Here is a 23,288-nt window from a genome sequence, read left to right as displayed (position 1 = left end):
GATCAAGCTCCGCCGAGAGATGCGGGCAGCATGTGCTGTGCCGCAAAGCAGGCGGCGCACGCTACCCCGACCCCGCCGAGCAGGTCGGCGACGTAGTGCTGCCGAACGAGTAGCGTCGAGGCGATGATCAGGCCGCACCAGCCGGTCATCACCACGCCCATCCAGGGCAGGAACTTCAGCCACGACACCGAGATGATCACAGCGAACGCGTTGTGCAGGCTCGGGAAGCAGTTGTAGGGCTGATCGGCCTGGTAGACCTTCCGCAGCATCCGTGAGAACACATCGTGCCCCGGTACCTCTGGCCGGGGCACATGCGTCTGTGCGAAGCGGTAGAACAGGCACGAGACCCAGAGCGTGATCGCCGCCGACAGCAGCGTGCTCGCCGCGAGGGCCGGATCCCACCACAGCAGCACCGCCACCGTCACGGGGGCGAGGACGGCCGCCGAGACGTAGGGGATCACGAAGACCTTGACCAGGGGGATCCGGGCGTCCCAGTCCGTGGCCAGATGCCATCGGTGCGGGCCCCGGTTGAGCCTTCCGTAGGCCGTCCAGAGCAGCGCCACCGCGGTCACCAGCACCGTCGTCACCATGGACACCTCCTGTTCCGGTCACCAGTTGAACACCCTGGGTCACGGGCGTCCATTCCTCCCCGGTTCGAATCTCGTTCCCGGCTCGAATCTCGTTTGGCCACCGCGCCGCCGGTAGGGCACCCTTGCTGTCCGTGCAGGAGATGACCCGGATTCTGACCGTCGTCGTGGGTTCCACGGCCTACGGCCTCGCGACCGACGCCAGCGACGTCGACCGGCGCGGTGTCTTCGTCGCACCCACCGAGGCCTTCTGGCGGTTCACCAAGCCGCCCGCCCACCTCGACGGTCCCCGCGAGGAGGAGTTCTCCTGGGAGCTGGAACGCTTCTGCGGGCTCGCCCTGGACGCCAATCCGACCGTCCTGGAGTGCCTGTGGTCCCCGCTGGTCGAGTGGATCGACGCCACCGGGGAGGAACTGCGGGCCCTGGCCCCGGCCTTCCTGTCCCGGCAGGCCCACCGCACGTTCCTGCGCTACGCCGACCGGCAGTTCCAGCGGGCCAGGCCCGGTGGCGAGATCAAGTGGAAGCACGTCATGCACCTGCTCCGGCTGCTGATCAGCGGCCGCCACCTGGTCGAGACCGGTGTGCCCCTGGTCGATGTCAGCGCCCATCGCGAGCGTCTCCTGTCCGTCCGGCGCGGGGAGGTCGCCTGGGCGGAGGTCGCCGCCTGGCGTGCCGAGCTCTCCGGCGGCCTCGACGACGCCCTGGCCGCCAGCCCGCTCCCAGAACACCCCGACCACGCGACCGTCGAGCGGTTCCTGGTCGCCACGAGGAGGAACGCACTGTGAACTCTGATCCCCTTGACCCTCATGGGCGCGACCTTCACCGGCGCGACCTTCACCGGCTCGACCTCGGCGCCGTGGTCATCGAGCCCGAGGTGCTGCGGACGGCCGAGGAGGCCTGCCCCTATCCGCGGGCCTTCGTGACGGTCAGCGGCGCCCACCTGTACGGCTTCGCCTCGGCGGACTCCGATCTCGACCTGCGCGGCGTCCATCTGCTTCCGCTGGCGGAGGTCGTGGGCCTGACGACCGGCGAGGAGACGATCACCTGGATGTCCGAGGACGCCGAGGTCGATCTGGTCACCCATGATCTGCTGAAGTTCGCCCGGCTGCTGGGCTCCCGGAACGGCTACGTCCTCGAGCAGCTCCTGTCGCCCCTGGTCGTGGAGACGACGGAGCTGCACGCGGCGCTGACCGGGCTGGCCCCTTCGCTGCTCACCCGGCACCACGCCCACCACTACCTGGGGTTCGCCCGCAACCAGTGGCGGCTGTATGAGAAGACGGGCGAGCTGAAGCCCCTGCTGTACACCTTCCGGGTGCTGCTGACGGGCGTCCATCTCCTGCGGACCGGTGAGGTCGTCTGCGACCTGAACGTCCTGGCGGAGGCGCCCGCCTACGTCCCGGAGCTGATCGCGCTCAAGCGGGAGGCCGAGCACGCCCCGGCGCCGCCGGTGGAGTTCGAGGCCGACATGCTGGCGCTGACCGCCCTGCTGGAGCGCGAGCGCGACCGCTCCCACCTGCCGGAGACGCCGCCGGGACTCGACGATCTCCACGCCCTGGTCGTGGAAACCCGTCTCGCGGGGAAATAGAAACTTGAGCAATCAAGTTTCTATGGGTGACAGTGCTCCGAGAAGTGAGGAACGACCATGGGCAGGATGCCGGCGATCTACCTGAGCCACGGGGCTCCGCCCCTCGCGGACGACCCGATCTGGCCGGGGGAGCTGAAGGAGTGGAGCGCCGGGCTGCCGAGGCCGGAGGCCGTGCTGATGGTCTCGGCGCACTGGGAGGACGCCCCGCTGGCCATCGGCGCGACCGAGACCGTCCCGCTGGTCTATGACTTCTGGGGCTTCCCCGAGCACTACTACCAGGTGAAGTACGCCGCTCCGGGGGCTCCCGGGCTGGCCGCCCGGGTGCGGGCGCTGATCCCGGGGGCGCAGGACGTCCCCGACCGGGGGCTCGACCACGGCGCCTATGTGCCGATGGTCGAGATGTACCCCGGCGCCGACGTGCCGGTGCTGCAGATCTCGCTGCCCACGCTCGACCCCGCCGCCCTCTACGAGATCGGCCGTAAGCTCGCGCCGCTCCGCGACGAGGGCGTGCTGATCGCCGGCAGCGGGTTCTTCACCCACAACCTGCGCGGGCTGAACCCGTCCGCGGGTCCGGACGACGCGCCCGGCTGGTCGCGGGAGTTCGACGCCTGGGGCAAGGAGGCCCTGGACGCCCACGACGTGGACGGCCTCCTCGACTTCCTGCACAAGGCCCCGTCGGGGCGGATGGCCCACCCGCGCACGGAGCACTTCGCGCCCCTGTTCGTGACGCTCGGCGCGGGCGAGGACGACCTCGCCACCCAGCGCACGACCGTCGACGGCTTCTGGATGGGGCTGTCCAAGCGGTCCCTTCAGATCGGCTGACGCAGCGGTCCCGTCGAGCGCCGCACCACCAGCTCGGGGTGGTAGAGCAGCTCGGTGCGCGGGACCCGGTTGCCGCCGATCTCCTCCAGCAGGTTGTTGACCGCGGCCAGGCTCATCTCGCGGACGGGCTGGCGGATCGTCGTCAGCGGCGGGTCGAGGTAGGGGACCAGCGGGGAGTCGTCGAACCCGACCACCGAAACGTCCTCGGGCACGCGCAGCCCGCGCTGGCGGGCGGCGCGGATCGCGCCGATCGCCATGATGTCGCTGCCGCAGCAGATCGCGGTGCAGCCGCGGTCGAGAAGCTGGACGGCCGCCGACTGGCCGCCCTCGACCGTGAAAACAGCGACGTGACGACCAGGTCGTCGAGGTCCTTCTCCTTGGTGCGCGCAGCCATGCTGCGCCGGAAGCCCTGGGTCATCCTTATGGCCGGGACGAACCGCTCCTGGCCGACCGCGAGGCCGATCCGGGAGTGGCCGAGCGAGGTCAGGTGCTCCACGGCCATCTCCATCGACGCCACGTGGTCGTTGGAGATGAACGGCGCCTCGATGTCGGCGCGGTAGCCGTTGATGAGGACCAGCGGGAGGCCGCGGTCGATCAGGCGGGTGTAGCGGGCGCGGTCGGAGGTCGAGTCGGCGTGCATCCCGCTGACCACGATGATCCCCGAAACGCCGCGTTCCAGGAGCAGCTCGGTGTAGTCGTCCTCGCGGATGCCGCCGGCGGTCTGGGTGCACAGCACGGCCGTGTACCCCGACATCGCCAGCGCCGTCTCGATGATCTGCGCGAACACCGGGAAGATCGGGTTGGTCAGCTCGGGGACGATCAGGCCGATGAGCCCGGCCCGCTGCTGCTTGAGCCGGGCGGGTCGCTCGTATCCCAGGACGTCGAGCGCCGTCAGGACGGCCTGCCGGGTCGACGCGGACACGCCGGGCTTCCCGTTGAGCACCCGGCTCACGGTCGCCTCGCTGACCCCGGCTTGGGCCGCGATGTCGGCCAGACGTGTCGTCATGGCCCTCAATTTACCGGGCATCGGGGGTGCCGTCCGCAGAGATCCACCACACGGCGGTGTCGGTGGGGAGATGGAGCCGGCGACCGATCCGCTGGACCGGAGCGCTGGCGATGACGATCTCACCGTCGAGGGGGATCGCGGACGCGTGCCCGCCGAGGTTGATGGCGCAGTGGAAGCGGGTGCCGTCGCCGCCGTCGCGGACGAACACGAGGGTCCCCTCGGGGCCGTCCTCCCAGGTGAGGCGGCCGTCGCCCAGCGCCGGGAGGTCGCGGCGCAGCCGCAGCGCCTCCCGGTACAGCGAGAGGGTCGAGGTGATGTCGGCGCTCTGGGCGGCGACGGTCAGCCCGCGCCAGCGGGAGGGGATGGGCAGCCAGCTCGTCTCGGTGGAGAAGCCGAACGGCGGAACCTCGCCGTCCCAGGGGAGCGGCACCCGGCAGCCGTCGCGGCCGGCCTCCTCGCCGCGCCCGCGCTGCGGGTCGGTGAGGTACTCCGCCGGCAGGTCGAGGACCTCGGGCAGGCCGAGCTCCTCGCCCTGGTAGACGTAGGCGGAGCCGGGCAGGGCCAGCATCAGCAGCGCCGCGGCGCGGGCCCGGCGCAGGCCGACCTCGCCGTCGCCGTAGCGGGTGACGTGCCGGCGGACGTCGTGGTTGGACAGCACCCAGGTGGAGGGGGCGCCGACGGCGTCCGAGGCGGCCAGCGACTCGTCGATGACGGCGCGCAGCACCGGGGCCTCCCAGGCGGCGGCCAGGTAGGCGAAGTTGAACGCCTGGTGGAGCTCGTCCGGGCGGACGTACCTGGCCAGGCCCTCGGCGGTGGGCGCCCAGGCCTCCGCGACGGCCGCGCGCTCGCCGCCGTAGGAGTCCAGGAGCCGGCGCCAGGCGCGGTGGATCTCGTGGACGCCGTCCTGGTCGAAGTAGGGCAGGACGTTCGTGCCGAGCATCTTGATCTGGTCGGCGTAGCCCACGTCGGGCAGGCCCGCGGCCTTGACCATGCCGTGGGCGACGTCGATGCGGAAGCCGTCGACGCCGAGGTCGAGCCAGAACCGCAGGATGTCGTCGAACTCGGCCGCGACCTCGGGGTTCTCCCAGTCCAGGTCGGGCTGCTCCTTGGCGAACAGGTGCAGGTACCACTGGCCGTCGGGGAGACGGGTCCAGGCGGGGCCGCCGAACACCGACTCCCAGTCGTTGGGCGGCAGCTCGCCCTGCTCGCCGCGGCCGTCGCGGAAGATGTAGCGCGCCCGCGCCGCCGGGTCGCCGGTCAGGGCCTGCTGGAACCAGGCGTGCCGGTCGGAGGTGTGGTTCGGGACGATGTCGACGATCAGCCGCAGGCCGTGGGCGTGCGCGTCGTCGATCAGCGCCTTGGCGTCGTCGAGGGTGCCGAACAGCGGGTCGACCCGGCGGTAGTCGGCGACGTCGTACCCGAAGTCGGCCATGGGGGAGGCGTAGAACGGGGTCAGCCAGAGGGCGTCCACGCCGAGGTCCGCCAGGTAGGGCAGCTTGGCGCGGATGCCGGGCAGGTCGCCGACGCCGTCGCCGTCGCCGTCGGCGAAGCTGCGCACGTAGACCTGGTAGATCACCGCGTCACGCCACCAGCGGGTGGCGGTGGTGTTCACGAGTGCGGTCATGGAAAACGGATCCCCCGAGAGATGTGGTGGCTTACTTGACGCCGCCGGCCGTGAGGCCCGCGACGATCCGGCGCTGGAAGATCAGGACCATCACGACCAGCGGCACCGTGACGACGACCGCGGCGGCCATCTGGGTGCCGAACGGCTGGTCGAATCCGCGCATCCCGGTGAACTTGGAGATCGTGACGGTCGCCGTCTGCATCTCCTTCTTGTTGACCATGGACAGCGCGATGATGAACTCGTTCCAGGCCATCATGAAGACGAGGATCGCGGTGGTGAAGACGCCCGGCGCGGCCAGCGGGATGATGACCTTGCGGAACGCCTGGCCGCGCGAGCAGCCGTCGATCATGGCGGCCTGTTCGAGCTCGAACGGGAGCTGCTTGAAGAAGACCGTCAGGTTCCACACCGCCAGCGGCAGCGCGAAACCGAGGCTGGGCACGACCATCGACTGGTAGGTGTTGATCCAGCCCCAGTCGGTGAACAGCTTGAGCAGCGGCAGGACCTGGGAGATCCCGGGGAACATCGACGTCGCGATGATGATCCCGAGGACGGCGTTCTTGCCGCGGAAGTCGAGCCTGGCCAGGGTGTAGGCGGTGAAGATGCCGATGACGAGCGTGAGCACCGTGGTCGTCCCGGCCACGACCAGGCTGTTGAGCAGCGACCGGCCGAAGGAGTTGTCCGGGTCGAACACGGCCCGGATGTTCTCGGTGGACCAGGGCGCGGGCAGCAGGCTGGAGTCGAACTGGTCGGAGGGCCGGCGGAACGCCGACACGACCATCCAGTAGAACGGCGCGAGGCAGAAGACCAGGACGAAGACCACGCCCACGTAGGGCAGGACCCGCCGGTGCAGCGGAGTGCGCGCCAGGGCGGCGCCGTGCGCTGTCGTCATTTCCCTGCCTTCCTGTTCTCGCGGGCGGTACCGATCACATCAGCGCCGAGCACCTTCACGAAGACATAGGCGATGACGGCGATGTAAAGGAAGAGGACGGTGGCGTAGGCGGTGCCGACCCCGTAGCGCAGGTTCCCGGCCTCGTTCCAGGCCAGCATCGAGAGGGTCTCGACCGACTCCTTGTGCCCGCCGATGAGGACGTAGGGCAGGTCGAACATGCGCAGGGAGTCCATCAGCCGGAACAGCACCGCGACGATCAGTGCGGGCTTCACCAGCGGCAGCGTGATCCGCCAGAACTTCTGCAGGGCCGAGGCGCCGTCCACGGAGGCGGCCTCGTAGACCTCGCGGGGGATCACCTGGAGCCCGGCGAGGACGAGCAGCCCGATGAACGGGGACGTCTTCCACACCTCGGCGATGATCACCGCGACCTTCGACTGGAAGCCGTCGGCGGTCCACAGGATCTGCCGGCCGAGGATCGCGTTGGCGATGCCGTCGGGCTGGAAGATCCAGCGCCACAGCAGTCCGGACATCGCGGTCGGCACGGCCCACGGCACCAGCACGCCGGCCCGGATGACGGCCCGGCCGCGCAGCGCCTGGTGCATGATCAGCGCGAGGCCGATGCCGATCACGGTTTCCAGCACCACGGTCGCGATCGTGAAGAAGGTCGTGTTCCAGAACGCGTTCAGGAACGCGTCGCCGCGGTCGCCGCTGAACAGCGCCGTGTAGTTCTCCAGCCCGACGAACTCCGAGCCCTCCTTGACGAAGCCGTCGGGGGTGAGCCCCTCGGCCTTGGCGTAGAGGGACTCGCGGAACCCCGCCAGCACCGGGTAGCCGACGACGAGCGCCAGCACCAGGAAGGTGGGGGAGAGCAGAAGGAGCGCGAACCGGCGCGAGCCGTCCGCGGCGGGTTTCCCCGACCCGGCGCGGACGGCGGCCGGTGGTTTCCGGAGGGTGGTCGCCATGGGTCCTCTCCTGAGCGACGGAGATGGGAGGACCGAGGCGGCGGGGCCGGTAGGAGAGGCCCCGCCGCCTCGGCTCACTCAGGGTCTACTGCGCGGTGAGGGTGACGAGCTTGTTCTGCAGGTCGCTGAGGGCCTGGTCGGTGGTCGTCTTGCCGGTGAGGGCACCGTAGGCGGCCTCCTGGATCGCCGTGGTGACGTCGCCGTACTTGACGGCCTTCGGACGGCCCTGGGCGTTCTCGATGGCGGTCTTCAGCGCCGGCATGTACGGGAACTTGGCGACGACCTCGGGGTCGTCGTACAGGGCCGCGACGGACGGGGCCTTGCCGATGACGAGGGCGTTGGCCTTCTCGACCTCGGGGCTGGTCATGTACTTGAGGAAGTCGACCGCGGTGGCCTTGTTCTTGGCGAACTCGGAGATCGCGAAGTTGTGGCCGCCGAGGGTGGAGACGCCGAGGCCGTTCACGCCGGGCAGCGGGGCGACGTCGAACTTGCCGACGACCTTGGAGGACTTCTTGTCCTGGGCCAGCGCGTACTGGTACGGCCACTGGCGGTGGAAGAGCAGGTTCCCGGCCTGGAAGTCGGCGCGGCCGAGCTCCTCGGTGTAGGTGATGGCCTTCTTGGTGATGTGGCCGTCCTTGAAGGCGTTGACCAGGACGTCCAGGCCGGCCTTGGCCTCGGGGGTGTTGACGTTCGGCTTGCCGGTGGCGCCGTCGACGACCTGGCCGCCGCCCGCGTTGATCGCCTCGGAGGCGTTCACGGTGAGGCCCTCGTACTTGTCGAACTGGCCGCCGTAGCAGCCGGCGTCCTTGGCCTCGGCGACCTTGGCCTTGATGGTGTCGCAGGCCGCGAACAGGTCCTTCCACGTCTTGGGGGCCTCGGTGATGCCGGCCTTGGTGAGGAGGTCCTTGCGGTAGTAGAGCAGGCCCGCGTCGGAGTCGGCCGGGAGGGCGTAGAGCTTGTTGAAGTACTTGCCGGTCTCGACGGTCGGCTTGAGCAGCTTGTCGACGCCCAGGTCGGCCTCGGGGAGCTCGGCGATCCAGCGGTTGGCGGCGAACTCGGCCGTCCAGACGACGTCCAGGTTGAGGACGGTGTAGGCGTCCGACTTGGCCTGGGCGTTCTGGATCATGGAGTTGCGCTGCTCGTCGGCCTTGTCCGAGAGCTCGATGACCTTGGCGGTCTCGTTCGGGTGGCCGGCGTTCCAGGCGTCGATCTGCTTCTGCAGGTTGCCGGAGGTGTCCTTGCCGGTGACGAAGGTGATCGGGCCGCGTCCTTCGAGGGCGACGGCCTTCGTCTCGGCGGGCTTCTTCTCGTCGTCGCTGCCGCCGCCGCACGCGGTGAGCACAAGCGCCAGGCCGGCGACAGCGCCGACCAGAGGGGTGAGCCGCATTGTGCGTTCCTCCTTGATGAGGTTTCAGGGGATTCGAGGGGATGTGCCGGGGACGCTAGCAACGCGTTGCAAATCTGTAAATGGTTTGCAGCAAGAGGACGCAAGCTTTGTTACCGGCTTGTAACACGTCGCCGCCTCGGGGAGTTGCCCGAGTTTACGTACGCCCGTGGCGTGCTCTGGGCGTTCGCGGCGGCGCAGCGGTGCGGAAAGTTCTTGCGGAAGTCTTGCAAAACTTGCAAGGAATTGAGTAGCTTCCGGCTGCCGGGCACACCCCCGAACCGGCCACCCCCCCTGAGCCTGGAGGCCCGTCTTGGCCCCGAACACTCCCCGATCACGCTCGCTGAGGGCCGTCGCCGCCCTCGTCCTGGGCGCGGCCCTGGTCCCGGTCGTCCCCGCGGCCGCCGCGGCGGCCCCCGACGATCCCGGCGGCCTGTTCCGGCCGACCCTGAGCAAGGAGCGCTTCTACTTCGCGATGGCCGACCGGTTCGCCAACGGCGAGACGGCCAACGACAGCGGCGGGCTGACCGGCGACCGGCTCACCACCGGGCTCGACCCCGCCTCCAAGGGCTTCTACCAGGGAGGCGATCTCGCCGGGATCCTCCAGAAGCTGGACTACATCCAGGGGATGGGCACGACCGCGATCTGGCTGACCCCCTCGTTCCAGAACCGTCCCGTCCAGGGGACCGGAGCGAACGCGGGCGCGGGCTACCACGGCTACTGGATCACCGACTTCACGCGGATCGACCCCCACCTCGGCACGAACGCCCAGATGAAGCAGCTCGTGAAGGAGGCGCACAAGCGGGGGATGAAGGTCTTCTTCGACATCATCACCAACCACACCGCCGATGTGATCTCCACAGCCGAGAACCGGTACTCCTACCGCTCGAAGGCGTCCTACCCGCTGCTCGACACCAAGGGGCACCCGTTCGACGAGGCGGAGTACGCCGACGGCACGAAGCCCTTCCCCAGGATCGACGAGAACTCCTTCCCCTACACCCCGGTCGTGCCGCAGGGCCTGCCCGCCAAGGTCCCGGCCTGGCTGAACGACACGACGCTCTACCACAACCGGGGCGACTCGACCTTCGCCGGGGAGAACGCCGAGTACGGCGACTTCTACGGCCTCGACGACCTGATGACCGAGAACCCCAGGGTCGTCAAGGGCATGACCGACATCTACGAGCACTGGATCAAGGACGCCGAGGTCGACGGCTTCCGCATCGACACCGCCAAGCACGTCAACATCGAGTTCTGGCAGCGGTTCGCCCCCGCGATCCAGGCCTACGCCGCCGGCCGGGGGAACCCGGACTTCTTCCAGTTCGGTGAGGTCTACAGCGGCGACCCGAAGATCACTTCTCGGTATGTCACCGAAGGAAAGCTCCCTTCGGTGCTGGACTTTCCCTTCCAGGAGGCCGCCCGCGCGTTCGCGTCCGGGGCGCCCGCCGACCGGCTGCGGGCCCTCTACGCCCAGGACGACCTGTACACCGACGCCGACTCCTCGGCCTACTCACTGCCGACCTTCCTCGGCAACCACGACATGGGCCGCATCGGCGGTTTCATCGCCAGGGACAACCCCGGCGCCTCCGACGCCGAGCTGCTCAGGCGCGACCAGTTCGCCCACCAGCTCATGTACCTGACGCGCGGCCAGCCGGTGATCTACTACGGCGACGAGCAGGGCTACACCGGCGACGGCGGCGACACCGACGCCCGCACCTCGCTGTTCGCCTCGAAGGTCCCCTCCTACCTGGACGACGACCAGATCGGCACCACGGCCACGGCCGCGCAGGACAACTACGTCCCCGCCCACCCGCTCTACCAGGGCATCAAGGCCCTCGCCGAGCTGACCACCGCCCATCCGGCGCTGCGCGACGGCGCCCAGATCGAGCGCCTCGCCGACGGCGGCGTCTACGCCTTCTCCCGGATCTCCGCGCCGCAGAACACCGAGTACGTGGTCGCGGTCAACAGCGGCACCGCCGCCCGCGAGGTGAAGATCCCTACCTTCTCGGCCGGGACGGCGTTCGCGCCGCTCTACGGGGCCTCCGGGCCGGCCGTCACGAGCGCCGCCGACAAGACGATCACCGTGCCCGTGCCGCCGCAGCAGGCGGTCGTCTACCGGGCGCAGGCGCCGCTGGCCGTTCCGGCCGCCGCCCCCTCGGTGACCCTGGCGGTCCCCGCGACCCTCCTGGGACGCGCCGAGATCACCGCGTCCGTGCCCGGCGACGGCTTCGACCGGGTCGCCTTCCAGGCGAAGATCGGCGACGGGGCGTGGCAGCCGCTGGGCGCCGACGACAACCGCTCCTTCCGGGTCTTCCACTCCGCGGCGGGCACCGCCCCGGGAACGCGGATCACCTACCGGGCGACCGTGATCGACAGCGTGGGCCGGACGAGCTCCGCCGAGGCGTCCGGCACGGTGGGGGAGGTCCCGGCGGAACCCGGCACCGGAGCGCTCTCCCGCGACCGGCTGCTGGTCCACTACCAGCGTCAGGGCGGCTACGACGGCTGGACGGCCCGCTTCTCCGGCGACGTCGAGGAGGCCGTGGAGGCCCCGTTCGCCGGCGAGGACGACTACGGCCGGTTCGCCTGGGTGAAGCTCAAGCCCGGCGCGAAGGAGGTCAAGGTCCTCGTCCACGACGGCGAGGACGCCGACGGCACCGAGCACACCGTCAACGTGCTGCGCAGCGGCGAGATCTGGCTGAAAGAGGGCTCCGGCACGGTCTCCACCTCGGTCCCCTACGCGACGGTCCACTACCGGCGGGCCGACGGGGACTACACCGGCTGGGGCCTGCACCTGTGGGGCGACGCCCTCGCGGACGGCGTCCCGACCGACTGGTCCGCCCCCCGGCCGCCCGACGGCACCGACTCCTTCGGCGCCTACTGGAGGATCCCGCTGAAGTCCGGGGACTCCCCGCTGAACTACATCGTCCACAAGGGCGACCAGAAGGACACCGGGGACCTGAGCCTGACCCCGGCCGCCCAGCCGCGGGCGTTCGTGGTCTCCGGCGACGCCGCCCAGTACCGGACGTCGGCGGCGGCCCGTGGCGTCGCGGTCCTGCACTACCGGCGGCCCGCGGGCGACTACGACGGCTGGACGCTGCACACCTGGACCGGGGCGGCGGCCCCCACCGAGTGGGACAAGGGGATCCGGCCCTCCGGAACCGACGCCTACGGGGCGATCTACGAGGTCCCGCTCGCCCCGGGCGCGACCACGCTCAGCTACATCCTGCACAAGGACGGCGAGAAGGACCTCCCCGACGACCAGTCCCTCGACCTGGCGACCTACGGCAACGAGGTCTGGTCCCTGGCCGCGGCCCCCGGCTACCTGCTGCCGCAGCTCGGCGGCGCCGGGCTCGACGCCGACCTGTCGAAGGCCGAGGCCGTCCTGACCGGCTCCACGGTCGCCTGGAAGACCGGCCCGACGGCGGGGAAGACCTATGCCCTCGCCTACTCCCTCGCCGACGACCTGGCGATCGAGGACGGCGATCTCACCGGTGACGTCCGGCTGCTGCGCCTGACCCCGTCCGGAGAGGGGGCCTTCACCGTCGATCCGCGCGACCTCGCCCGGCTGCGGGACAAGGCCGTCCGCTTCAAGCTGGTCGCCCTCGAACGGGGCGCCACCGGCGGCCTGCTCACCGCCACGGGTGTCACCGTGAAGTAAGGGATTCCTCCCCCCAAGCGTGGGCTCGGGGCCCGTTCCGCCAGCACCGGAACAGGCCGCCGGGCCCACTTTGTTGTCTTGCAGTCGATTTTCAGAAACCTTGCTGCAATGTATTGACGTCATCTGCCGTGATGGGTGATGCTCGTCACTGCACGGCCCCAACCCGAGTGCTGGCGGGATGGTCCGGTCACCCCCCGAACCTTCGCTTTGGAGCACAGCATGGGCTTTGCCCTCCGAACCCGGTTCCGATCACGCCTCGGGAGGAGCGTGATCGGAACCGTCGTCCTTCTGGCGTCGGCGGTCCCCGCGTTTCCCGCGCAGGCCGCGAACACCGTGACGGTCTTCTACCGCACCGCCTGGACGGCCCCCAACGTCCACTACGGCATCGGCGGCACCTGGACCGCCGTCCCCGGCGTCCCGATGAACGCCGCCTGCGCCGGCTGGTTCAGCCGGACCATCGACCTCGGCACCGCCACCACCTGGCAGGCCACCTTCACCAACGGCTCCGGTACCTGGGACAACAACAACGGCGCCGATTACACCCTCGGCACCGGCACGGTGACCGTCAGCGGCGGCGTGATCGGCTCCGGGAGCCCCTGCGCCCCCGACACCACCGCGCCGACCGCCCCCACGGGCCTGGCCGCGACCGTCACCGGAACCACGGTGAAGCTCACCTGGACCGCCGCGGCCGACAACGTCGGCGTCACCGGCTACGAGATCACCAGGACCGGCCCGGACGGCACCGTCAAGCTGGCCGCCACCGCGGTGTCGTTCTCCGACACGGGGCTGTCCCCTGAGACCGCCTACACCTACTCGGTCACCGCGAAGGACGCCGCGGGCAACGTCTCGGCCCCCTCCGGCACCGTCACGAAGACGACCGGCACCACCGCCAGGGCCTCCGTCTACTACTTCACGGCCACCCGGGGCTGGAGCACCACGAACCTCCACTACCAGCCGTCCGGCGGCTCCTGGACGGCCGTCCCCGGCGTCACGATGGACGCCGCCTGCACCGGGTGGGTCCGCAAGGACGTCGACCTCGGCGCGGCCACCGGCCTGAAGGCCGCCTTCAACAACGGCTCCGGCACCTGGGACAACAACGGCGGCGGCGACTACGCGCTCGGCCTCGGCCGCACCACCGTCAAGGACGGCGTCGTCACCGCCGACGCCGCCGACCCCTGCTACGTCCCGCCCGCCGACACCCGGGCGCCGACCGTCCCGGCCGGGCTGACCGCCACCGCCGACGGCACGAGCATCACCCTGACCTGGGGCCCGTCCACCGACAACGTGGCCGTCACCGGCTACACGATCACCGGTTCCCCCGCCTCCGGCGGCTCGACCGTCTACCAGGCCACCGGGACCTCCTTCACGGTCTCCTCACTCGCCGCCCAGACCACCTACACCTTCACCGTGCAGGCCAGGGACGCCGCGGGGAACACCTCGGCGGCCGGCCCCACGGCGTCGGCGAAGACGGGCGACGCCCCGCCGCCCCCGGCGGGCGGCACGATGCTCGGCGGCGACCCGCGCAAGGACGCGATCTACTTCGCGATGACCGCCCGCTTCATGGACGGCGACGCCTCCAACAACCGGGGCGGCAGCCAGTACGTCCGCTCGGGCGACGCCGCCGCGGCCGACCCGATGTTCCGGGGCGACTTCAAGGGCCTGGTCGACCGACTCGACTACATCAAGGGCCTCGGCTTCTCCGCCATCTGGATCACCCCGGTGGTCCTGAACCGCTCCGACTACGACTTCCACGGCTACCACGGCTGGGACTTCTACCGCGTCGACCCGCGCCTGGAGTCGCCGGGCGCGTCCTACCAGGACCTGATCAACGCCGCCCACGCCAAGGGCGTGAAGATCTACCAGGACGTCGTCTACAACCACTCCTCCCGCTGGGGGGCCAAGGGCCTGTTCGTCCCGAAGGTGTGGGGCGCCAAGGACGGCCAGTGGGACTGGATGTACGCCACCAAGCAGCCGGGGAAGGCCTACGACCCGCTCCAGGAGGCCCAGGGCGACGACCCGTCGCTGACGGCCGCCCAGAACGCCCTCGCCAAGGGCCGTCCCTACAACGGCGACCTGTGGGAGACGGCCGAACCGGCCGGGAACACCTGCCGGAACTGGGGGACCGCGACCCAGTACAAGAGCCCCGAGGGCTTCACCATTCACAACTGCCAGTGGCCGTCGCCGACCTCGGGCATGTTCCCCGCCTCGCTGTACCACCAGTGCTGGATCGGCAACTGGGAGGGCGAGGACTCGCGCTCCTGCTGGCTGCACGACGATTTGGCCGACTTCAACACCGAGAACAAGGCCGTCCAAGACTACCTGATCGGCGCCTACAACTCCTACATCGACATGGGCGTGGACGGCTTCCGGGTCGACACCGCGGTGCACGTTCCGCGCGTCACCTGGAACCGCCGGTTCCTGCCCGCCCTCCAGGCCCGCCTCACCGAGAAGTACGGCGCCCGGAAGGCCCAGGACTTCTACGTGTTCGGCGAGGTCGGCGCGTTCGTCAACGACAAGTGGAACCGAGGCTCGGTCAACCACTCCGCCCAGTTCTTCACCTGGAAGGAGCGCAAGACCTACACCGACGACGACGTGCAGGCGGCGCTCGACCAGTTCGCCTACGAGAACGGCCAGGGCACCGGCAACCAGCCGACCTCGGCCAACGCCTTCCTCAACGGCAATTCCTACCACGCGCCCGACCACACGAATTTCTCCGGCATGAACATCATCGATATGAGAATGCACATGAATTTCGGGGACGCGCAGAACGCCTTCAACAACGGCCAGGACTCCGACGACTCCACCAACGACGCCACCTACAACGCCGTCTATGTCGACTCCCACGACTTCGGCCCCAACAAGTCGAGCACCCGCTACTCCGGGGGCACCGACGCGTGGGCGGAGAACATGGCGCTGATGTGGACCTTCCGCGGCATCCCGACCCTCTACTACGGCTCGGAGATCGAGTTCCAGGCCGGGAAGCAGATCGACTGCGGCGGCACCTGCCCGCTGTCGACCACGGGCCGCGCTTACTACGGCGACAAGCTCGCCGGGACGGTCACCGCCTCGGACTTCGGCGTCGTCTCGGCCTCCTCGGGGACCGTCGCCACCACCCTGAACAGCCCCCTGGTCAAGCACCTCCAGCGGCTCAACCGGATCCGCCGCGCGATCCCGGCGCTCCAGATGGGCCAGTACTCGCGGGAGGGGGTATCCGGCTCGATGGCCTTCAAGCGGCGCTACACCGAGGGATCGGTCGACAGCTTCGCCCTGGTCACGATCACCGGCGGCGCCACCTACTCCGGCATCCCGAACGGGACGTACCGCGACGCCGTCACCGGCGACGTCAGCGCCGTCACGAACGGGACCCTGACCGTCGCGGCGCCCGGCAAGGGCAACCTGCGGGTCTACGTGCTCGACGGACCGGGCCGGATCGGCGCGGCCGGACCCTACCTGAAGTGAGGTGAATCCGATGTACGACGTTCTGGTGATCGGCGGCGCGGGTGTCGACACGATCGTGAACGTGCCGCAGGACCTGCCGCTTCCGTACGCGGACTCGGTGGCCACACCGGGGATCGCGGAGTACGCCGGGCACACCGGCAGCGGCGTCGCGCTGGGCTGCCGGTCGCTCGGGCTGTCGGTGAAGCTCGTCGACTTCCTCGGGGAGGACCGGCTGGGCGGGCTCGTCCGCGACCGGCTCGCCGCCGGGGGAGTGGACACCGAGTTCGTCATCAGCCCGGCGGGGACCCGCCGGGCGGTGAACCTCGTCGACCCCAAGGGCCGGCGGACGTCGTTCTACGACGGCCGTGATCTTCCCGGGCAGCGGCTGCCCGAGGGGCTCGTCGCGGCCGCCCCCGCCCGGCACGTCCATGTCTCGATCATGGACTTCGCCCGGCACGTGTACCCGCTGGGAGACGGGGTCACCACCTCGACCGACCTGCACGACTGGGACGGCGTGAACCCCCACCACGCCGACTTCGCCCGCTCCTCCGACGTGGTGTTCGTCAGCGCCACCGCGCTGGCGGACGTCCCGGGGACCGTCCACGCCCTGTTCACCGAGGGCCGCGCGCTGGCCGTCGTCGTCATGGACGGCGAGCGCGGCGGCTGGTTCGCCACCCGCGCGGACCGCGAGCCTCGGCACTACGAGCCGGCGGCCGGGGGACCGGTCGTCGACAGCAACGGGGCGGGAGACGCGTTCGTCTCCGGCTTCCTGCACGCCTGGCTGCGTTCGCGCGCCGTCGTGGAGTGCGTCCGCTCCGGTGCCGTCGCGGGCCTGTACGCCTGCGGCGCCGCCGGAACCCACCAGGCCCTGATCACCCTGCCCGAGCTGGAAGCCCGGCTCACCCCCCACCCCTAGAAGAAGGCAGCCATGTCCAAAGTGAGATTCCGCGCCGCGCTCGCCGCGGTCGCGTTCGCCGCGACCGGCCTCGTGTCGGTCACCCTCGCGGGGGGAGGCACGGCGAGCGCCGCCGTCACCCTGAACGACAGCGAGGTGACGGCCAACCTGTGGGAGTGGAACTGGCCGTCCGTCGCCGCCGCCTGCACGAACCATCTCGGCCCGGCGGGCTACGGGGCCGTCCAGGTCGCGCCGCCGCAGGAGTCGGTGAGCCTGCCGACCTCGGCCGACGGCGCCCACCCCTGGTACGAGGTGTACCAGCCGGTCTCCTACCGGCTCGACTCCCGGTTCGGTGACCGCGCCCAGTTCGCCTCCATGGTCACCACCTGTCACAACGCGGGCGTGCGCGTCTACGTCGACGCGGTCGTCAACCACATGGCCGGGACCAACAACGCCGGCGGCACCACCGGCTACGCGGGCACCGCCTTCACGGGCTACTCCTATCCGGCCGTCCCCTACTCCAGCGCCGACTTCCACCACCCGGGCGACCCGTGCCCGACCAGCGGCGGCATCAGCGACTGGAACAACGAGGCCCAGGTGACGGGCTGCGAGCTGCTGTCGCTGTCGGACCTGTACACCGAGAAGGACTACGTCCGCGGCAAGATCGCGGGCTATCTGAACGACCTGATCGGCATCGGCGTGGACGGCTTCCGCGTGGACGCCGTCAAGCACATCAGGAAGGACGACTTCGCTAACATCCTCGGCCGCCTGAACAACACGACCGCCGAGAACAAGCGCCCCTACGTCGCCCAGGAGATCTTCGACGGCGCGAGCAACAACGCCCTCAAGGCCGCGGCCTTCACCGGCAACGGCGACGTCCTGGACTTCGCCTACGCCAAGGGCATCCGCTCGGCCTTCCAGGGCTCGATCTCGGCGCTGGCGAACGTCTCGAGCTGGGCCCTGGACGCCCCCAGCGCCAACGTGTTCGCCATGGTCACCAACCATGACCTGGAGCGCGACGGCGTGGTCCTGTCGTACAAGAACGGCACCGACTACACGCTCGCGAACTACTTCGCGCTGGCCTACCCGCACGGCAAGCCGTCGGTCTACGACAGCTTCACCTGGACGAACCGCAACTCCTCGCCGCCGGCCGACGGCAACGGCTTCGTGACGGCCGCGAGCTGCGGGGCGTCCTGGAACTGCCTCACCCAGTCCACCGCGATCAAGGGCATGGTCGGCTGGGCGAACACCGCGAAGGCGGTCAAGTCGGTCTCCGACTTCACGACGGTGAACGCCAACGTCATCGGCTTCCACCGCGGCGACCGCGCCTGGATCGGCATCAACGACTCGGGCAGCGCCTCCACCTCGCAGTTCAGCACGGGCCTGGCCAACGGCGCCTACTGCGACGTCATCACCGGCACCCCCACCACCACGGGTTGCACCGGCACGACCGTGACGGTCGCCTCGGGCACCGCGACGGTCACCATCCCCGCCAACAGCGCGGTCGCGATCCACGCCGGTGCCAAGCCGGGCACCGACCCGACCCCGACCCCCACGCCCACCCCGACCGAGACCGGCACGACCGTCGCCGAGACCTTCACCGTCACCGCGACGGTCAACGCGGGCCAGTCGGTGTACCTGGTCGGCAGCATCCCGGCCCTGGCGTCCTGGAACCCGGTCAACGCGATCCCGCTGACGGCCGGAGCGAACAACACCTGGTCGGCCACGGTGAACCTGCCGAAGAACACGGCCGTCGAGTTCAAGTACGTCAAGAAGGACGCGAGCGGCAACGTCACCTGGGAGACCAACGCCAACCGCACCGTCACCACGACCACGGCGGCCCAGTCCTTCACCAGCACCTTCGGCACCGCGGGCGTGACGGTCGGCACCGACCCGACCCCGAGCCCGACCCCCACCCCGTCCGAGACCGCCACCACCACGGAGGTCACCTTCAACGCCACGGTCACCACGACCTACGGCACGAACGTCTACCTGGTCGGCTCCCCGGCCTCCCTCGGCTCCTGGAACCCGGCGAACGCGATCCCCCTGTCGTCCGCCGCCTACCCGGTCTGGTCCAAGGCGATCACCTTCCCGAAGAGCACCCCCTTCGAGTACAAGCTGATCAAGAAGGACGCCTCCGGCAACGTCACCTGGGAGAGCGGAGCCAACCGCACCTACACCACCGGCACCACGGCGACCTCCACGGTCACCCTCACCTGGAAGTAGCGGCCCCCTGAGGAAGGGCACACCCGAACTCCATCCGGACGACGGTGTGCCCTTCCCGCTCCCCGGCCGACCACCGCACACTCAACGCGTCGATGATCCTCAGCCCCCGCCCGCTCTCGGCCTGCCCCTCGTCCCGCACACACGGCACCCCTCTGCCGCCGTCGTCCACGACCTCGGCCACGACAAGGCCCGGCCCCGCCAGCAGCGCGACCGTCACCTTCCCGCCCTCGCCGGACCGCGAATGCACGACGCCATTGGTGAACGCCTCACTCACACAGGTCTGGACGTCGTCGAGGACCGGATGCCCGCCCCCGAGCATGTCCCGGCAGAACTTACGGGCATACGCGACGGATCGCTCGACCCCTGGCAGTGTCAACGTCCCGATGAGCTCTCTTTCGTCATCCATGCCCCCAGATTGACCGGGCGGTGGAGCCCGAGCGGAGAGTTTCGTCCCGGTCTGGAATGGCCATCGGCTGAAGATTTCAGACCTTGCGATTATCTACGGACTCGGTCGCTTTGCGTGACACCCTCGATGCATGTCGGTTGAATCCCGGTCAACCACCCGAAGGCGCTACATCGCCAGGTACCTTCGTGACCTGCGCGATTCCAAGCGCTACACGCTCGAGGCCGCTGGACGCCTCCTCGACCGTTCCCCGTCATCCCTCAGCATGATCGAGAACGCCCGCCAGGGGGTCCGCCCCCGCGATCTGGAGCACATCCTCCGCCGCTACGGCGTCCCGATCGACGGCCCCGACGCGCGAGGCCTCATCGAACTCACCCGCCAGGACACCCGGTCTGGTTGGTGGGCTGTCTACGGCGACTTGATGACGCCTGAAGCGCTCGACTTGTGTTCCCTCGAAGCCAACACGGGCAGCTTTCGGCACTTGGCCGTCGACAGTGTGCCGGGATTGGCGCAGACGGAGGACTATGCCGCTGCGATGATCATGAACCAAATGGGAGACATCGACGGAGCGATTGGGCGCCGCTACGTCGAATTTCGCATGGAGAGGCAGCAGGTCCTCCACGGTCCGCACCGCCCGGACCTCCACTTCATCATCGATGAGTCGGGCCTGCGCCGAGCACCGGCAGGAGACAGGGTCATGCGCGTCCAGCTTGAACGCCTTCTCCAGCTCTCCGAGCACCCGGGGACGACGATCCAGGTGCGTCCTTACGAGAGCCTGGTACTCATCGGTCCGCCCTATTCGATCCTCCAACTCGCCCGCACCAACATCACCTTGATTCTGGTCGAGCAACTTTTCAACCGCTGGGTCGTGGACGACCAGCCCAAAGCCCGTCAGTACCAGGAGGCCTTTACACGTGCCTCGGCGCTGCTGCCCACTCCGGCCGAATCCCGCGACATCATTCATCGAATAGCCTCGGCTCTATGAGCGGCATTGACTCCAATCCCCATCGCTGGCGCAAGAGCAGCTACAGCGGCGACCTCGCCGAGCAATGCGTCGAAGTAGGCGTCGTCTGGCGGAAGAGTACCCACAGCGGTGACTTCGGTGAGGAGTGCGTCGAGGTCGCTCCCGCCGTCGGCCGAATGGCCGTTCGCGACTCCAAGCATCCCGAACGCCCCCACCTGCGGCTCACCCGTCCGGCCTGGCGCAGTTTCCTGGGCGGGCTCAAGCGGGGGGCGTCTGCCTGAGCTTGTTGAGCGGGTGCTGGGAGGCGGCGGCCGGGTGCCCGGCCGCCGTCGGTAAACCGTTGTCACGTGCCGGGGACGTGCTTCAGGTAGAACTGCTGGTTGGTGCCGCCGGTGTAGGGATACTGGATGAGCGGTGCGCCGTCGTCGAGCCGTGCCTGGTAGACGTCCATGACGTGGAAGCTGTACGGGGACTGCCAGGTGACCGGGCTGCCGGCCCACATGGCGTCGTAGTCCGACACCGTCCACACCGGGCGGAGGTTGCTCGGGTCGCCGGAATTGCCGTCGCAGCCCTCCTGGCGCAGGTAGGCGGCGCTGCCGGTGGCGGGCGCCACGATGCAGAGGTGGGAATGGCGGTTGTAGAGCTTACGGCCGTTTCCCGAGCCGAGGATCTTCCAGTGCTGCGCGCCCAGGTCGCCCTGGCCGGCCTGGACGATCTGCTCGCCGTACGCCTTCGACTGCCCGGACGGCATGAGCACCTTGCCGCTGTTGACGCCGACGATCCAGTAGAACGGGCCGGGGCCCGCCGCGGCCGCCGCCGCGTCCGCGGCACCTCCGCAGCCGATGACGGCCCCCGCGAACGCACCGGCGACCGCCATCAACCTCATGGCTTTCCTCATGATCCTGCTCCTCTGCGGATGACTTGCTGACACCCCAGAGCCTCGCCCCCGCACCCGATCCAGCGGATCCGTGACCTCTACCGAGTTAGCAGGACCGCTCTACGTAGGCCGCCGCGGTCTCGGAAAACCGGACTCGTCCTGCTGATCTCCAGGATCCCGCGCATCCCGACAGCGGGTCATTCAGGCGGCGGCATGGCCGCCTGGACCGCTCCGGCTCCGCCGTCAGGAGGAAGAACCGGCAGCGGTGCGCCGATGCCATCGGGACCGGGGCCGGGAGCGGGATCGATCAGATCCGGTGGCCATACCTCCCACGCGCCTCGATGCCACATCAGCTCGTGGGCGAAACGGTCGATGAACGGCAGGCGGTACATCGCCCTGATCCACCACGGAACCAGCGCGAGATGGGCACGCATTCCGCCCGGCGGAGTCCAATCCCATCCCGGCCTCGACCCGGCCGGCGGCTGCCAGCCCGCCGGCGACCGATAACGCTCTGCCGGAAGACTCACATCACGATCCACCCGGCCATGGTCGCGAAGAACCCGGACCGCCACAAGACGGACGGTCCGGGTCGGGCGGGTGGGGTCAGGCGGTGACCAGGACGTAGGTGCCGGAGCCGTCCTGCCTGCCGCTGCTGTACTGGCGCAGGGGCTGGCCGTCGGCGTAGCGGTCGTGACCGATCATGTAGCCGGTGTACTTGTTCTGGACGCCGATCTTGTTGGAGCCGGGGACGTCGCGGTAGACGTAGAACCGCTGGAGGTCGTCGGCCTTGCAGTTGCGGTGGACCAGGGGTGTCCCCTCGTCGGACGCGTTCTGCTCGGCGACGGCCAGGCACTGGCCGCTGCGGTGGTTGACGAGGATGTGTTCGGCGACGCCGTTGCGCTCGGGGCCGCGGCACAGCTGCCACTGGTCCAGGTTGCCGCTGAAGATCGTGGAGGGCCTGAGCCGGACGCTGTCGCTCTGGTTGAGGGGCGCGGTCCAGAACAGGGCCTGGTCAGGTGTGCCGATCTTGTAGTAACCGGAGTCGCAGGTGAAACCGGCGGGAGCGGCGGCCCGGGCGGTGGCCGTCTTGCCCGTCGCCTTGTCCGCCGTGCCTTTCACCGCCGTGTTCCCGGCCGCGGCGGCCTTGGCGGAGGCGACCGGTCCCGGTGCCTGCCCGGCGCTGGGCGGGGTCTCGCAGTCCAGGAGAGCCTGCGCCTTGCGCATGATGCTGGTGGCGGGCACGTTGTCCTCGCAGCGCACCGCGCCCTCTTCGAGGGTGGTGTAGGTGGTGAAGCCGCCGCTGTCGGGTCCCTCGATCCACTTCAGCGCCCAGGTGCCGTCGCCCTGCTGGACGCGGTTGCAGTTGAGGCTTCCGTAGGTGCCGGTGACCTTTCTGGTGCCCTTGTAGACGCCGTAGTAGCCGGGCTCGTAGAAGTCCCAGCTGACCGAGGTCGACTCGCTGGTGGTCGAGGTGTAGTCGACGTGGACGTTCAGGCCGAGCATCGCGCCGACGTTGCCGAGGGTCTCGACGGCGAAGTCGCCCTTGATCTCGCCGTTGAGGCCGACGGAGACCGAGATGGTGGTCTGGGTGCTGGTGGTGACGTTCTGGTAGCCGGCCGTGCCCTGGGTGACGTACCAGCCCTTGAAGTGGGTGATCGTCGGGGCGACCTCGGTGGTCTTGATGATCGGGTGGCGCTTGCCGAGATCGGCCGCGGTGCAGGCCTGGCCGGGTGCGGGCGCCGCCTGGGCGGCGGCGGGTTCGGCCGGTGCGGCGGCGGCCGGTGAGATCGCCGGCGGCATGGCGATGACCGCACAGGCGGCGGAGATCAGGAGTGCTCTGCCCGTGCGGGCCGCGGCTCTGACGGAGCGCATCGTCGTCTTCCCCCTTCGTCCGGCCGGCCGGACGGGCCGGGCCGGTCCCATATAGACAAGATCGTCTCTAGGAGACAATCATGTCTGTATGACACCGAA

18 protein-coding genes and 1 pseudogene are annotated in these 23,288 nt (G+C 69.6%); 9 read left to right on the top strand and 10 right to left on the bottom strand.

Features of this window, described 5'->3' with window-relative positions:
• Positions 1-2: 2 nt before the first annotated feature.
• Positions 3-590 (bottom strand): phosphatase PAP2 family protein, encoded by a 588-nt coding sequence (locus tag ABD785_RS20170; RefSeq protein WP_344830472.1) that lies wholly within the window; start codon positions 588-590, stop codon positions 3-5.
• A gap of 140 nt (positions 591-730) precedes the next feature.
• Here ABD785_RS20170 and ABD785_RS20165 point away from each other — a divergent pair, with 140 nt between their 5' ends.
• The 3 genes from ABD785_RS20165 to ABD785_RS20155 are packed head-to-tail and all read left to right on the top strand — an operon-like array spanning position 731 to position 2,994.
• Entirely contained in the window at positions 731-1,372 is a 642-nt protein-coding gene (locus tag ABD785_RS20165; RefSeq protein ID WP_344830469.1) for a nucleotidyltransferase domain-containing protein, read from the top strand.
• Positions 1,369-2,172, top strand: coding sequence for a nucleotidyltransferase domain-containing protein (locus ABD785_RS20160; protein ID WP_344830466.1), 804 nt, complete (start codon positions 1,369-1,371; stop codon positions 2,170-2,172). Before ABD785_RS20165 ends, ABD785_RS20160 begins: the two co-directional genes overlap by 4 nt.
• A 57-nt stretch (positions 2,173-2,229) precedes the next feature.
• Positions 2,230-2,994, top strand: a complete 765-nt coding sequence (locus ABD785_RS20155; protein WP_344830464.1) for a dioxygenase family protein — start codon at positions 2,230-2,232, stop codon at positions 2,992-2,994.
• Between the two features lie 8 nt (positions 2,995-3,002).
• Here ABD785_RS20155 and ABD785_RS20150 read toward each other — a convergent pair.
• From ABD785_RS20150 to ABD785_RS20130, 5 genes and pseudogenes are all read right to left on the bottom strand, one after another.
• Positions 3,003-4,000, bottom strand: a pseudogene (locus ABD785_RS20150) (LacI family DNA-binding transcriptional regulator); the annotation flags it as partial.
• Between the two features lie 10 nt (positions 4,001-4,010).
• Positions 4,011-5,624 carry a glycoside hydrolase family 13 protein gene (locus ABD785_RS20145; RefSeq protein ID WP_344830460.1) on the bottom strand — a complete coding sequence of 538 codons (1,614 nt, stop codon included), beginning with the start codon at positions 5,622-5,624 and terminating at the stop codon, positions 4,011-4,013.
• Between the two features lie 31 nt (positions 5,625-5,655).
• Complete coding sequence (locus tag ABD785_RS20140; protein ID WP_344830457.1) at positions 5,656-6,513, bottom strand: carbohydrate ABC transporter permease; 858 nt, start codon at positions 6,511-6,513, stop codon at positions 5,656-5,658.
• Positions 6,510-7,475, bottom strand: a complete 966-nt coding sequence (locus ABD785_RS20135) for a carbohydrate ABC transporter permease (RefSeq protein ID WP_344830454.1) — start codon at positions 7,473-7,475, stop codon at positions 6,510-6,512. The genes ABD785_RS20140 and ABD785_RS20135 overlap by 4 nt, the downstream gene beginning before the upstream one ends.
• Before the next feature lie 85 nt (positions 7,476-7,560).
• Positions 7,561-8,862: an ABC transporter substrate-binding protein gene (locus tag ABD785_RS20130; RefSeq protein ID WP_344830453.1), complete on the bottom strand. Its 1,302-nt coding sequence runs from the start codon at positions 8,860-8,862 to the stop codon at positions 7,561-7,563.
• 310 nt (positions 8,863-9,172) lie between these two features.
• On the opposite strand from ABD785_RS20130, the gene ABD785_RS20125 reads away from it, so the two are divergent.
• The 4 genes from ABD785_RS20125 to ABD785_RS20110 all read left to right on the top strand — a co-directional run bounded on the left by ABD785_RS20125 (position 9,173) and on the right by ABD785_RS20110 (position 19,073).
• Entirely contained in the window at positions 9,173-12,514 is a 3,342-nt protein-coding gene (locus tag ABD785_RS20125) for an alpha-amylase family glycosyl hydrolase (protein ID WP_344830451.1), read from the top strand.
• Between the two features lie 267 nt (positions 12,515-12,781).
• Positions 12,782-15,973 (top strand): carbohydrate binding domain-containing protein, encoded by a 3,192-nt coding sequence (locus ABD785_RS20120; protein ID WP_344830448.1) that lies wholly within the window; start codon positions 12,782-12,784, stop codon positions 15,971-15,973.
• Positions 15,974-15,983: 10 nt separating this feature from the next.
• Positions 15,984-16,868, top strand: a complete 885-nt coding sequence (locus tag ABD785_RS20115; RefSeq protein WP_344830445.1) for a carbohydrate kinase family protein — start codon at positions 15,984-15,986, stop codon at positions 16,866-16,868.
• A 12-nt stretch (positions 16,869-16,880) separates the two neighbouring features.
• Complete coding sequence (locus ABD785_RS20110) at positions 16,881-19,073, top strand: carbohydrate-binding module family 20 domain-containing protein (RefSeq protein WP_344830443.1); 2,193 nt, start codon at positions 16,881-16,883, stop codon at positions 19,071-19,073.
• Here the strand turns inward: ABD785_RS20110 and ABD785_RS20105 are convergent.
• Positions 19,060-19,479, bottom strand: coding sequence for an ATP-binding protein (locus tag ABD785_RS20105; protein WP_344830440.1), 420 nt, complete (start codon positions 19,477-19,479; stop codon positions 19,060-19,062). The two genes, ABD785_RS20110 and ABD785_RS20105, sit on opposite strands and share 14 nt — an antisense overlap.
• A 130-nt stretch (positions 19,480-19,609) precedes the next feature.
• Here ABD785_RS20105 and ABD785_RS20100 point away from each other — a divergent pair, with 130 nt between their 5' ends.
• On the top strand, positions 19,610-20,461 hold the full coding sequence (locus ABD785_RS20100; RefSeq protein WP_344830437.1) for a helix-turn-helix domain-containing protein: 852 nt from the start codon (positions 19,610-19,612) through the stop codon (positions 20,459-20,461).
• Positions 20,458-20,721: a DUF397 domain-containing protein gene (locus ABD785_RS20095; protein ID WP_344830434.1), complete on the top strand. Its 264-nt coding sequence runs from the start codon at positions 20,458-20,460 to the stop codon at positions 20,719-20,721. The genes ABD785_RS20100 and ABD785_RS20095 overlap by 4 nt, the downstream gene beginning before the upstream one ends.
• Before the next feature lie 62 nt (positions 20,722-20,783).
• Here the strand turns inward: ABD785_RS20095 and ABD785_RS20090 are convergent, their stop codons facing one another.
• The 3 genes from ABD785_RS20090 to ABD785_RS20080 all read right to left on the bottom strand — a co-directional run bounded on the left by ABD785_RS20090 (position 20,784) and on the right by ABD785_RS20080 (position 23,189).
• Positions 20,784-21,338, bottom strand: coding sequence for an RICIN domain-containing protein (locus ABD785_RS20090; RefSeq protein ID WP_344830432.1), 555 nt, complete (start codon positions 21,336-21,338; stop codon positions 20,784-20,786).
• Positions 21,339-21,514: 176 nt separating this feature from the next.
• Positions 21,515-21,709, bottom strand: coding sequence for a hypothetical protein (locus ABD785_RS20085; RefSeq protein WP_344830429.1), 195 nt, complete (start codon positions 21,707-21,709; stop codon positions 21,515-21,517).
• 211 nt (positions 21,710-21,920) lie between these two features.
• On the bottom strand, positions 21,921-23,189 hold the full coding sequence (locus ABD785_RS20080) for an RICIN domain-containing protein (protein ID WP_344830427.1): 1,269 nt from the start codon (positions 23,187-23,189) through the stop codon (positions 21,921-21,923).
• Positions 23,190-23,288 lie beyond the last annotated feature (99 nt).

This window comes from Actinocorallia longicatena, from assembly GCF_039534125.1.
GTDB classification, from domain to species: Bacteria; Actinomycetota; Actinomycetes; order Streptosporangiales; family Streptosporangiaceae; genus Actinocorallia; species Actinocorallia longicatena.
The sequence above is the reverse complement of the archived record's forward strand: the minus strand, read 5'-3'. Positions and strand labels throughout refer to the sequence as shown.